The 12,464-nt window shown below is 44.4% G+C and carries 11 protein-coding genes; all 11 read right to left on the reverse strand.

The genetic code is table 11. The annotated features are described in order from the left end of the window. Positions 1-8: 8 nt before the first annotated feature. The 11 genes from traC to traN all read right to left on the reverse strand — a co-directional run bounded on the left by traC (position 9) and on the right by traN (position 12,463). On the reverse strand, positions 9-2,414 hold the full coding sequence (gene traC, locus GO003_RS17230; protein WP_159654457.1) for a type IV secretion system protein TraC: 2,406 nt from the start codon (positions 2,412-2,414) through the stop codon (positions 9-11). A 217-nt stretch (positions 2,415-2,631) separates the two neighbouring features. Then, complete coding sequence (gene traA / locus GO003_RS17235; RefSeq protein ID WP_159654459.1) at positions 2,632-2,940, reverse strand: TraA family conjugative transfer protein; 309 nt, start codon at positions 2,938-2,940, stop codon at positions 2,632-2,634. A 239-nt stretch (positions 2,941-3,179) separates the two neighbouring features. Next, positions 3,180-3,665, reverse strand: coding sequence for a type IV conjugative transfer system lipoprotein TraV (traV, locus tag GO003_RS17240; protein ID WP_081917808.1), 486 nt, complete (start codon positions 3,663-3,665; stop codon positions 3,180-3,182). Further along, positions 3,646-4,470, reverse strand: a complete 825-nt coding sequence (locus tag GO003_RS17245) for a DsbC family protein (protein ID WP_159654461.1) — start codon at positions 4,468-4,470, stop codon at positions 3,646-3,648. Before GO003_RS17245 ends, traV begins: the two co-directional genes overlap by 20 nt. After that, positions 4,451-6,031: a TraB/VirB10 family protein gene (locus GO003_RS17250; RefSeq protein WP_159654463.1), complete on the reverse strand. Its 1,581-nt coding sequence runs from the start codon at positions 6,029-6,031 to the stop codon at positions 4,451-4,453. The genes GO003_RS17245 and GO003_RS17250 overlap by 20 nt, the downstream gene beginning before the upstream one ends. An 18-nt stretch (positions 6,032-6,049) precedes the next feature. Beyond that, positions 6,050-7,174 (reverse strand): TraK domain-containing protein, encoded by a 1,125-nt coding sequence (locus tag GO003_RS17255; RefSeq protein WP_159654465.1) that lies wholly within the window; start codon positions 7,172-7,174, stop codon positions 6,050-6,052. Further along, positions 7,171-7,818 carry a TraE/TraK family type IV conjugative transfer system protein gene (locus GO003_RS17260; protein WP_020563131.1) on the reverse strand — a complete coding sequence of 216 codons (648 nt, stop codon included), beginning with the start codon at positions 7,816-7,818 and terminating at the stop codon, positions 7,171-7,173. The genes GO003_RS17255 and GO003_RS17260 overlap by 4 nt, the downstream gene beginning before the upstream one ends. 8 nt (positions 7,819-7,826) lie before the next feature. Further along, positions 7,827-8,108: a type IV conjugative transfer system protein TraL gene (traL, locus tag GO003_RS17265; protein ID WP_159654467.1), complete on the reverse strand. Its 282-nt coding sequence runs from the start codon at positions 8,106-8,108 to the stop codon at positions 7,827-7,829. Position 8,109: 1 nt separating this feature from the next. After that, the gene (locus GO003_RS17270) at positions 8,110-8,763 is read right to left on the reverse strand and encodes an OmpA family protein (protein ID WP_159654469.1); all 654 of its coding nucleotides are present in this window, start codon (positions 8,761-8,763) and stop codon (positions 8,110-8,112) included. Next, positions 8,747-9,298: a transglycosylase SLT domain-containing protein gene (locus GO003_RS17275; RefSeq protein ID WP_159654471.1), complete on the reverse strand. Its 552-nt coding sequence runs from the start codon at positions 9,296-9,298 to the stop codon at positions 8,747-8,749. Before GO003_RS17275 ends, GO003_RS17270 begins: the two co-directional genes overlap by 17 nt. Before the next feature lie 372 nt (positions 9,299-9,670). After that, the gene (gene traN / locus GO003_RS17280; RefSeq protein ID WP_159654473.1) at positions 9,671-12,463 is read right to left on the reverse strand and encodes a conjugal transfer protein TraN; all 2,793 of its coding nucleotides are present in this window, start codon (positions 12,461-12,463) and stop codon (positions 9,671-9,673) included. Position 12,464 lies beyond the last annotated feature (1 nt).

Genomic DNA, 12,464 nt, shown 5'->3' on the forward strand with positions numbered 1-12,464 from the left:
CTTATTCGCTATTCGTCTGATAATAGGATGTCTTCGATCGCTTCGGCAGTTGTCATGCCTCGATTGGTTCTTTCCGCAATCTTTTTGATATCGTTCGGATGAGTCGAATAGAGAAGTTTTGTGTACTTATCAACCATAAGACGACCGATTCCAACGCCATAACTGGTAACGAAAAATATTTCCGAATACTGTCCTGTTACCGTATGAACCGATTTAAGAAAGGTGTAGCCACCTTCTCCAATCATTAAGCGGTTTTGCCGTTTAATGGATTCAATCGTTTCTGGTTTTTGATACAGCAAGTACAGGTTTGCCGAGTTTTCTGCAATTGCAATGCCTGATGGTGAGCTGTAAAGGTCATTAAGCGATTGAGTAATCGTTATGGCCGCTCCGTTGTACTTCCGGAACCGACGGTAGCCCGTCTCAATGAACCGCGCGATATTGCCTTTCGCCAATAAATCCCAGGCTTCGTCAATGATCAGAATTTTCCTTTGATCACGATTACCGAGGTACATCGCCTGTTGAATTTGATAAATCAAGATCAACAGTACAACTTGTTGCAAGTGACTCCTGCCTTTTAGCTCTTCAAGCTCAAGACATGTTAGTGATTTGTTGAAGTTCACGTTGTTCACGCCGTTAAAGAATCGACCGTATTCACCCTGAGTTGTAAAGGCAAATAGCTGATGCCCCATATCTACAACCCGCCGATCTTCATCTTCGAGCAACTTGTTTGCTACCAAATCAACGGTCATCGAGCTTTCATATTCGTCCCACAATTCTTTCAGAATCGAACGTAACCGGGCATGCTGAAGGTCCGACAGCTTGTCTTCCATGGCAGCCATTGATACGATGATGCCTACTAACATATCGGCTTCTTCGTTATAGTTTTTGATGATCTGAAATGGATTCAGACAAATTTCACTATCTTCACCAAACTCAACGAAGTCGCCTCCGATCATCTTTGTCAGTTTTTCGTATGACCGCCCGATGTCGATTACCCAGCATTTGGCGTCTGAGCTGATATAAGACGTGATGATATCGTTCGTCAGGAACGATTTACCAGAACCTGATGCGGCAACAACACAGGTGTTGTAGTTCGTATTCGAATCGAATATATCCATATTCATGATCTGTCCTCCACGCGATATAAACGTCAATTGTGGCGTCCCAGTCCCACTCCAGTCGGCAACGATTGGCAAAAATTCAACCGCATGCTTTGAGCCGCAACGTTTATATCTTTGCAAAAACTTTACGGCTTGAAGATCGGCACAAAAGGGTATCGAATTGACCAGCATTGGAAGCGTTAAAAACTTGTCTTCCTTCATGGCCCAACCGATTTCACTGAAATAGGTTTGAGCCTCTGTTAGCCGTGTTTCGCTTTGCCCAAGTGAATCAGTGAATAAACCGACGCATAATTTGATCTTGAGAATCCTGTCGCCGTCATTGATGGACTTAAACAAAAGATCTGAGCTTTCTTTTTTGAAGATCAATTTGGGGTTGAACTTCAGCATAGGACCGAATGCCTGGTAGTTGATTACGTTCCGCTCTTTATCCGCTTTTTGTTTCTCAACAGCATTGTCGGGAATGAAGATATTCAAGTTGATAAAAAAATTTCCGTGAATTCCTCGATTACCAGTCAATGGATCACCAATCATTCTTCGGATATTTTGCAGGCTCATCTGTGCCGGCAAGCGTCCAGGGGACAGTATCCTTAGCCGTTTATCACCTAACCACACGCCGTTGGAATTTGTTTGCAACATGTCGTCATATTCGCTCAACTGCTCGTTGATGGGAGATGTGTCATCGTAATACGGGGCCGGCGAACGCCAGTTTGCAGATGGACCCCAATGCAGAATTTGCCCAACCACGCGCAAGTACATTTCGGCATCGATGGTTTGCGGAAGAAACCCAGCCGATTTCAAGGTTTGTTCGAACGATAGCCGGAGATCTTTTGCCGCAGAGATTTCATGCTGAGTTGGAAGCTGGTTCTTCTTTTCGAGAGGTACTTTGATGGTGAATATCGTCTTGTATTCTCGAATGAATGATTGAGCATGAAGACTAATCGCCTGGCTAGAACCATCGGTTAACATCTTCAATCGATTATTCATCGATTGTTTCAATGCTTCATCCTTGGTGTCTCGAATGTGCTTGATTTTGTCCAGGGTTGGCCGAATGTCTTGAGACCCCATCAACATTACTTGAATGAAGCTTTCTTTGGGATAGTCAAACGAAAAGAGAACGTTTAGACGTTGAGTTATTGAGTCGTCGCCACCAGGCAATGGCTTACAGATAAAACCAAATCCAATATATCCATCAGCCATTGTGAATAAAGACGTTTCTTCATCAAATGACTCGACTGGTACAAGCTCGCTCAGCGTATGACGCTTGAGTTGCTTTTCATATACAAATGCACCCACAAAATGCTCCCCTGATGTTTTTGGCTACTAAATCCATTCTAGAGGGATGTATTTATTTGCATCGCGGTGAAAGGCGCTGTTTTTCGGCCTCTTTTGTTTCTTGTTGAGCTTTTAAAAAAAGGCCGCTCACCAATGACAATGAGCGACCTTTTTGGGGGTACAACTAACAACAATTTACTGCTGCGCCCGCCGGTTAGAACGGGCGCTTCCGTTGGAGTTACACCAAAGCGGAAACAACACCGCTGATGACGGTTGGGCCGTAGTACAGAGCCAGCGCTCCACCGATGCCAACAACAACAGCAACGATAGATTGGTTGATGATACCGGCAGACAAACCCACCATGAACATACCCAGAGCAATGATTTTGCCCAAAGTACCTTGAGTCCAACCTACTAACAGAGTGTAGATGTCGTCGAATTCGGTACCGCCAGTACCAGCCATCGCGTCGGTAGACAAGAGAGCGGCAGCAGCCACGGTAGAAGCAACAACAGCTTTGTTAGCAAAAAGGGCTTTCAATTGTTTCATGATTTACAACTCCAAAAATATGCTTGATTAAGGTGGCCAGCTATTTGCAATTCGCCGACTGGGGTTCTGTTCCGGAACAAGTTCATTTTCTAGAAAAAATCAACTTTGTTTAAGCTCGAAAGATGTCAAAAATAGATGCTCTTTCGGTGGAGAATCTAAAGGCTATCTGTTTTACCCGCCTTTCGACCGAGCATAAAAAAACCGAACACGAGGTTCGGTTTTTTTGTTGAAGTGTTTCGTTATTTTCCTGATGTGGGTGTTTGAACCGATAAAGGAGATATCGCCGTTCCAGGCGATCGAAAACGATCCCCAAGATTCCATCGCCTGCTCTCAATTTCTGTGTACATATATCCGTCAGCGTGGAGATCGCCATCATCATCTTCCCAAGGCGCCATCCAAATACGCATCACCTTGGCCTGCGTTCTTATTGGAATCGGTTGCTCGATACTTGGCACTGCCACCTGACTGGTTCCGTTCTGAATATGACCGGTGACGATTGCTTTTCCCGTCTCAGACTTATCGGATTCCGCTATCGTTTTTACGTAATCCGAAGACTCGGTGGCTTGATAAACCTGACGTGCTGACATACAGCGCACCCCATCAACACCACCTGGACAGGAAAAGTCTCCTTGTCCAATTCCTAAGAACGAACACCCATTTAAAAGCGCCGCAAACAAAGCCAAAAATATAGACTTGAAGTGTCGATTATCTACCATTGATTTCATCCTCAAGGTCTTTTTCCAATAATGTTTTGAATGATGGCACGCCACCTTTGAATGTGTTCTTTGATGGTAAAAAGATGAAAGGTACTCCCTGAATATCCAGCAATTTAGTGGCTACAACTGCTTTTTGCAGCGGTTTTAGATCACATGACCCTTCTTTACGAACCAGTGCTGGTAGTTTGGCATAATCCTTCGCAATCAACGCCTTCAAAGATTGCTCTTTATCTTGATTGCATATCAGCTTTTTGCTGATCTCAGCTGATTCCTTTCCGAGAACAGGGATCAAGACCAACTTGAATGAATACTCTTTACTCAACGGTTCAAGCTGAACAATAAGGTCGTGACAATAGTTGCATTGAGGGTCTACAAATATAGTCACCTCTTTCTTGCCTTTGCCTATGGCGAACGTAGATAGTTCATCTGGATTTAGGCCAATTTTCCTCAAGTCTACTTTGTCAATGCCTTTGGTATCTGATACTGATCCAATAACCTTTCCTTGCCACATATCAACTAGCTTGAAATTACCCGCAACGACAAAATGACCGTTATCCGTGATCAAGAACGTTCTTTCACCCGCCTTAACCATCGATAATCCCGTCACCGGTAATCGCTTCACTTCGTCGACGCTACGCATGATGTCTTTGACTTCTGCCGTCATTTCAGTGTCTGCTTTTGGTTTGTTAGGCTGAGCCGCATCTATCCCTACTGCATGTGCTTCTCCCCAAAACATAACTAGGGCAAACAAAACCGATGTCTTTTTCAACATTATTTTCTCCAAAATATTTAATTTAGCGTCGATAGCCGCCATAACTGCTGCCCATACGAGAACCTAAATAACCGCCAACACCCTGTCCGCCACTACTGAGCATTCCACTCATCATGTTTCCCATCATTTCGTTTCCATACATCTCATTACCGCCCCCGTAACTTGAACCTGCATTACGTGGATTTCCAACCATGCCCGATCCCTGTTGATTGGATTTCGATTTCGGTGACAACGACATACCGCGGATCATGATGAAGTCGATTTTCCGGCCGGCATCAACTTCAATAATTGGGAAGATGTTCTTTGCCATTTCCAGGTAATAATCAGCAATCTGCTCCGCAGCGCCTTTAATGCCACCCATCAGCGCTTGTCCTCCTATCATCTCGGGAGATGGGTACTGAAATACCTGTTCCTGGCCAGGCGTTACATTGGCATAAGCCCTGACTTTCTGAGGAGCAAATGCATTGGTAATCCCGGATACGAAACCAGACAACAGTGAATTTGCAATGATTTGTCCGTTTTTGCTGACCAATCGACCTCTAACACCCGCTTTCCCGTCTTCGCCAACAGAGTACGCATCGATAGCTGTTTCAATGATTGCGCCGTCTTTCTTCACACATGAAATCCTTTCTGCTCTCATATATGCTCGTTCAGCACTCAAATCGCCATAACCACTGGCAATAAGAAAACATTCCCGAATATCCATCCTATATCGGTTAGGCAAAATTGCCTCATGCTTGACCCGCAATAGAGAAGGAAAAGGATCATTACGAGATTGGTTAGATGTAGGCGCATCAAGACCGGTAACCAATGTACCGCTCAAAATACTGCCTGATGGTAAAAACATGTCTGGAATACCGGTTTTACTTGACGGTTTTTTGATGTTCACATATTCAGTGATTCTTTTTTCTCCCTGTTTTTTGGCAGCGCCGGCATCAGAGCTGGAGCCGCTTTTGGCATTTTTTTGTGCTTCTTCACCGGTACCAGTTACCACGCGAATTTTCGGGCCAGTTTCTGCCGGCGAAACATCGCCATTTGAGGCTGGAGGACCTTGTTGGCCTAACAAATCTGGCTGAGGAAGCTCTTTGCCTCCTTTTTTCCCGCGGCCCTTTCCATTTTCATTGCCCTGGTCATCCAGCGGCACATCGGGCAGCGGGATTTGATTTTTCAGGTTTTCTTGTGCCGCGCTCATTTGCTGCATAAGATCGCCTGTCTGTTGCGCTAATCGCTCTGTTTTGCGATTCAGCTCGTCAGTTTGCATTTTTAGTGATTTTGACGCTTCTTGAATTTTTTGATCCTGGCGTTGAAACAGGGCTCGAATCTCAGAAAAATCCTCGGTCAGTTTTTTTATTTTTCCTGCCATGGCATCAATGGACACGTCACGCGGGCTTTTGCCGTTGAACAACGTGTATTCGACTTTCCTGGGTTTTTGAAGAAAGTTATTAGAAGTGTTATCCGATGTGGCCGAGATGAGAATTGCTGCCACAATGAACAACGCACCGCTCCCGCCGAATAACGTTAATTGCTTTCGCTTGGAAGGATCGAGCTTTTCATACCATTCGATGATTTTTTCCTTGGCGGTCTTCTTTTCAAGATCGATCATAATGATTCTCCAGAATTATTAGAGCAGGGCCGGTCTGATTTCTTCGCCACTTTTACCTTCTGGCAATCGTAATAGAAGATAAATCTCGGTTTTTTCTCCAGGCTCCAACCTAACCTTCGGCCATGCTGCAACCGCCATGGTGTTTTCGCTGGCACAGAATGACTCTTCAAACGTTGTTGCCAAAAGTCCATTGTTTTGCGCGATAAGCACAACGATTCTTGAGTCGTGGCCTGACAGTAATTGACCTGGCCAATAGGTCAAACCAGGGTCATGGCAAAAGGTCATCGCGCGCAATTCATCCGTCAAATCTACTAGGGTGAATCCTTGCGGGATTTGTTGCTTACCGAGATTTTGCATAATTGATTTAACCTCGGTTATATATGGCGAGTCCTGTCTGAATAGCCTGTCATTTTTCGATGACCCTGCTTCACTTGTATTGGCTTTTGGATCGCCCTCGATTCTGATTTCTACCGGCATGACTAGTTCTTGAGGTGATAGTTGTAGTGATGCCGCATTGCCAGATTCGCTGTCCGATATAAACATGCTCACCGGAGATTCCGAATCGGTTGCGATGTAAATTGCAGAGCCGTCGACCTTTGTTTCAACATTGTCCACTGTTAATACTTTCGGTTCCGCATAAGGCGTAACGATTCTATTAAGCTTACCTTTGGCGATGATCACGCTTTCTGTCCGCCCCGGTTTTGGCTTGATCGTAATCCCTGATTGCAAACCGAGATCGAGACCTTTTGAGTTTTTCGAATTTTCCGCTGAATTTTCAGGAGCTTTATCTAAAACCTTTGGTCTTTTTTTGGGTTTCGGCGCGAGTTTTGGCTCTTCCAGTGGAATTTGTGTTTGTTGATCCTGTAACAACGGCTCATCCGGCACCCCTTGTCGCGGTTGAAAGTGCGTAGGGGGCGTTATTTGATTCGTTGCCTGCTTGAACACGGGATCGACTATCACCTGATTATTGCTATTGTCATAGGCGCCCAGGTCATCGGCTTCACCATTCTGATAAGAAGTTAAGGATGACCCATCAGCAGCTTCGAAGGGCAATTCTGGTGGAGGCGGTGAATCGCTATTGGCATAAGCGGTAGTAAATGCAATTATCGCCATAGAGTTAATAATTAATTTAACTTTCATCATGGTTGGCTCCTATTTTTTTGTAATGCTTTTTGGCGTTCTTCTTCAGCTTTTTGTTTTGCTTCTTCTTTTTGAAGAACGCTTAATAATTTGGGCATGCCTTCATATGAAGCCATTTGAGTAATAATTGGTGAATACTGTTTTACATCAATTTTGAATTCAAAGGTTTGTTCGGTTGCGTCAGATTTTCCTCCGGCACCCGTCATTCTGTTTTTCCCGGTCACAAATACCTTGTCTGTTTCAGGTTCATAAGTAACCCTGACAATATCAAAACTCGATGTAACCTTTTCTTGCTTTAAGGTATCCAGTTCCTGGGCAATCTGTTCAGTTACGAGCGCTCGAATTTCCCCTGTTACCATCCCAGCAAAAGAATCCAAGACGAAATCCGCATTTTCTGGCGTGACATTTCCGATAAGTGTTGCGGTATACATTGCCCAAGCTTTTTTATAGCCTTCCGACGCTTTATTTTTTGCTATCTCGGCCTTTTCTGACAATTCAGGCGGAATCAATATTACGGAGGAATCCTTTTTTAGCCACCCGATAACAGTCAGTAGATTCAAACCTACCAAACCGATAATAACTAATTTTAAAAATCGATTTGATGCCTGCAGGCTTAACCATGTTGAAGCAAAATTTTTATAGTTCATATCCTGCTCTAAAAAAAACGACGAATAAATGAAAGCGGCAATGATGTAGGAAATGATTCTTTTGAACCCATACCGCCATACCAATACATTGCATGTAGAAGGAAACCAGATGCTTGCCTGTCTTTGATTTTGCGATAAAACTTGATCCCAACAAGTCCCATCACCAGCAATACACCGAGATAACCCACCATAATCCCGGCTCCAAATGCTATTGCCAGAAGAATGAATTCATCGAGCTCCCAGAATAATATTTGCTGTGGGTCATCTAAATAATTTGGTATATCTCGCATATCAATTACCTGTCATGGGTATTAGGTTTGCTCTGCGGTTTTGAGCTCGATGAATTTCTGTATCGTTTGAAAATTCAGGCGAGGTTTCGCCAAATCCTTTCGTAGATATTTTCGACTCGCTTATTCCATGCTGAACTAAATAGTCCTTTACAGCTATGGCTCTTTTAACAGAAAGTATTTTGTTGTATTTTGCGGAACCTTTCGAGTCAGTGTGTCCTTCAATGCTGAGATGCATTAAGTTCGATGACTCGATCTTATGAATAAGATCATCAAGTTTTTTTGATTCTCCATCTGATATTGATGATTGATCAAGCTCAAATAAAACGGTTTCTTTTTTCGGAATATAGTTTTCCGAAAGCGCATTAAATGGATATGATTCAAATGTCGGCGTTACAGGCGCTGAAATCGTTTCTTTATGACCTGAAACAGTTAGCGCATGCTGAAATTCACTTGGGACAATCACCTGGTCTTTATCGCCTTGAATACTCCTGTAATCCAAATCTGAAACGATCGGAGGCAGGTAAGCTTTTATGGTAATTTTTTCGCAATTATCATCGCCAAACAAAGACTCAAATGGACATGTATCCGTTGTAGCACAACCCGATAAAATTAAGGCAATAGCCATTATTGGCGGTAATTTATTTGATTTTTTCATTAATTATTTTCTCGTAACGTTTTATTTTTCCCACGTAATCGATTCCTCTGGCATGGTTGGACGGAGAGTGGTAGTCGGATACCGTTCTAGTAATATTTCTGTTAGTTTTTAAATCTTTCAAATAATCCGCAGCTACCCTGATATTCGTTCTTGGGTCTAGCAGGTCAGTTTCGTTCTCAACTTTGTCAGCATGCCAATAGAGATTTACCTGCATGATTCCCACATCAACATTCCTAATTCCTTTTTTAATCAAATCGACCAAAGCCGCTTCGGCAGCCTGCCTGGAAGCGTACCGCCGCGGTCCGGCTTGAACACCTTCATTGCCTTTATTGACATTGAGAGTCCACGGCCAAGGTCTGAAACTGCCATCTGACCAGTGCATGCCGCTTTCGTGTACTGCTATTCCATACAGAGTCGCGACATTTATGCCTGCATACTTTGCTGCCTCACCCCAAAAGCTGTTTGCCAACGCGGTATCAGGGAAAGCTCTTTGAGAAACCAACAATGAGAACGCGAGAATAAGATGTTTTTTCATGCCGTCATCGTAAATGGTCACGAGAAAATGCATCATGGTGAAAGGCGCTGTATTTCGGCCTCTTTTGATTTTTAGCTGGGGCGCAGCGATACTGCGCCTGTGAAAAATGGTGGAGATGCTGCGACAGCAGAGCTGTAAAGGTAAAACAGGTTTGCTAATCCCGTGACCAGTGTGGCACGCTGCATGACCGCGATATCAATGCAGCCAGGAATATTCTTGCGGCTGGGCATAGCCGTCCAGCCGGGCGGAGCCAATCCATCCTTTCGGATGAGGTGTCAGTTATCCACAGAATCTGTGGATAACCCTGTTCATCATTAATCTCCTGGCTACGTGCTATCTGGTTATCACTCAGATTGGCCAATAAATAGACAGCTACATGTTGTCAATTAAATATTGTCTTTGAGCATCGATATCGGTTCCTTGGGTTTGCAAATTGATCCTATCAATAACACTATTCGTCTGAGTGTTAGGTAGGTCACCAACGGTTGAAAACTGGGTGCTGTACATTTCGTCTGCTTTAGCCCAGTCCAGTGGCATGACGTTTGCCACTTTCAACATATTGATCCATTCACCAAAATCCATTTTGTCAAAATCAAGTTGACTGATTTCCTCTATCGTTAATCCTTCGCAAATTGGCGCCAATGGCTCACCAAAATCATTGCCCATTTGTTTCCTGGCCTGCTCCTGAAACACCCTAGCAAAAGGGCTTGAAAAACAGCAGTAAACTTGCTTCTCGGCGACACAGCTGCCTAAGAATTTAGACGAACAATAGGTCCCGATCTCATCGGGTTTGGTACACATTTTTTGATTTTTATACATTTGAAGCTTTATTTCTTCTTCCGTACAAGCAAAAACCAACTGGACAACAAGTTTTGCTATTTGATAAATCGCATAAATGATTCCGACAACGGTTACGATTGAGGACAGTAATGATCCGGCCATTGAATAGGTTGTCGTTGCAGCCGCACCAGTACCGCTTACCGTTGCTGATAGCAATGTTGATGCCGCGGTTTCCCCGAATGTCGACGCAATCCATTCACCCAGCCATTGCACGACTTGTTGTTTTATCGCCTCAATCCCTAAATCAACGCCTATCTCCTCGCCTAACATCGAAACAACAGAATCGGACATCGATGTAAACGTATCGGTAATTGCCGTATAGGCTTCTGATATTAAACTGACGGGCGTTTCAAGGACTGTCCCGCTAGTTAGTACCTGCCAGGCACCGCTCTGACCAATGCCTTCCAGTCCATACGTATATATCTCTACAGAGGTGTCAGCTAAGCTCCAAGTGTTCTTTGCCAACCAGATGTAATCAATCCAACTGCCTCCTATTGGCATATTGCAGCAATCTACCGAACCCAGGATCGACAAATCCGCCATTTGGCATGTGTAAGCCTCTCCTGCAAATAGCTTGCATGCTCCTGCAAGCGGATCGCAAGACAGTTGCTTTTGAGACTCATTCAGAGTTTGCAGCGCGGTTGCTGCTTTGATGAAATCCTCATTTGATTCTTGCTTGGGATCAACGCACTCCCCACCCATGCACCGGATTTGCGCGTCACAAATGGTATTTTCACCGTTGTTTGTTGTGTCGCATGTCGAGGCACTGTCAGTTCCGCAGTCATAAGTGACAATAAAGTCTTTGCATGCCCCGGTAACTGGATCTATTAGCTCGTTACCGTTTGCGTCCTTCTCGCATTCTTCTTTGATGTAAGCACAGGAAGATAAAGATTCGCATGTGTTATGTTCGTTAGTGTCGTAATTGTATTGCGGACAAACTTGGTAACCTTGGTAGTCTGTGTAACAGTCCAGAGATATCGTTCCCGGCGTTCTTGTCTCCGCTCTATTACAAATTGGGTTGGGAGGCATGACAGGAGCATCCGGCAAGATGTCCGTATTATTTGAAACGTATGTCGTGTAATTGTTCGGAGTGATGGTTACGGGGCCAACCACCATTGCATTTGTCGCATCGGAACACTGCCACCAATCCGTCGATGCCTGGTCATTCAACGAACCGGATGATACAAAGGTAGGTGCTGTTCCACCTAGTGGCCATGCGTTAAACAATCTCTCGCGGCATCCAGCAGGACTATCAATAAATTGTTCTTCGATATCGGGTTCCGCTTCTACTTTTATTCTCGCGTAACCCTCTCCATTTCCATCGACCCTGGTTTGTTGCACGAAGCTAATTAACGTATCAGCCGCAGCTTGCTTGAATGTTGATGTTATATCCAAGTCCGGATATTCATCCCAACTGGTCCCGTGTTCGCAGCCTCCCCAACCCGATTGCCCGGTAAAAATCAATGCACCATTCATCCATATTCGGGTCTCGTCGTCATATTTGACGCGATAAATTGTCACTCGCTTGATTTTGTCGGGTCTTAACACTCTAAACGAGACGGATTGCGTGTATGTGTCGCAATTACCTGGCCAATAGTTATCGCCGACTATCCCAAGATTGAGAAAGGTACAACCTATACCACAGCTCTCTATGTTTCCATCTCCTGAACCGAATGCCATTACAGGACTATAAGCAAGGGATCGGGTTACAGAACACTTTTCTGTCTTGAGAGATTTTTTACATTGTTTCAAGTCCTCGACGTGAATCGAACATGATTTTTCACTCCAATTTGTTGTTTTTTCACAGCCGCTGAACATATCGTCGATCAAGGGCGAGGTTCGAGACAAAACGTCATCCGATTGCTTCCAAATCGGATCGTTCAGCATGTTCGGCATTGCTGTATTGGCGCCCATGAGCGTTTGATACGCAGCGGCATGTTGTGTTGAGCCTGTACTTAAACTTTCGATGCTGCTATTAACATAGCTTCCTTGAGCGCCGGCATTTCCATAAGCTGCGGCCGCGGTATCCATTGATCCCGGCTGGATCTCTTGGAACATTTCGTTTTGTTCTATGGTTTGGCCTGAAACCAATCCATTTGTCAGTGTGATCTGACCGGTCGAGCCATTAACATTTGGAACAGTAAAGCCTGACAGGAGGGAGTTCCCCAATGCCTCGCCTTCAGCCGCCTGATCGAGAAAAGCATCTGCGAACACGGGAAATGGCACAAAGAATGTCGCTAGCGTCAATAAATAAAACGCTGCAATAGAATTATGAAATATGCACACAATCAGTATGTGTGCCATCGGTTTTTGGATTTTATCCATT

Source organism: Methylicorpusculum oleiharenae, assembly GCF_009828925.2.
GTDB classification, from domain to species: domain Bacteria; phylum Pseudomonadota; class Gammaproteobacteria; order Methylococcales; family Methylomonadaceae; genus Methylicorpusculum; species Methylicorpusculum oleiharenae.

Bases quoted from the DNA above. Each gene is read 5' to 3' on its own strand.
- traA (WP_159654459.1), bottom strand. From the start codon at position 2,940: ATGAAACAATTGAAAGCCCTTTTTGCTAACAAAGCTGTTGTTGCTTCT.
- GO003_RS17260 (WP_020563131.1), bottom strand. From the start codon at position 7,818: ATGAACTATAAAAATTTTGCTTCAACATGGTTAAGCCTGCAGGCATCA.
- traN (WP_159654473.1), bottom strand. From the start codon at position 12,463: ATGGATAAAATCCAAAAACCGATGGCACACATACTGATTGTGTGCATA.
- traV (WP_081917808.1), bottom strand. From the start codon at position 3,665: ATGAAATCAATGGTAGATAATCGACACTTCAAGTCTATATTTTTGGCT.
- GO003_RS17250 (WP_159654463.1), bottom strand. From the start codon at position 6,031: ATGATCGATCTTGAAAAGAAGACCGCCAAGGAAAAAATCATCGAATGG.
- GO003_RS17255 (WP_159654465.1), bottom strand. From the start codon at position 7,174: ATGATGAAAGTTAAATTAATTATTAACTCTATGGCGATAATTGCATTT.
- GO003_RS17275 (WP_159654471.1), bottom strand. From the start codon at position 9,298: ATGAAAAAACATCTTATTCTCGCGTTCTCATTGTTGGTTTCTCAAAGA.
- traL (WP_159654467.1), bottom strand. From the start codon at position 8,108: ATGCGAGATATACCAAATTATTTAGATGACCCACAGCAAATATTATTC.
- GO003_RS17270 (WP_159654469.1), bottom strand. From the start codon at position 8,763: ATGAAAAAATCAAATAAATTACCGCCAATAATGGCTATTGCCTTAATT.
- GO003_RS17245 (WP_159654461.1), bottom strand. From the start codon at position 4,470: ATGGCGGCTATCGACGCTAAATTAAATATTTTGGAGAAAATAATGTTG.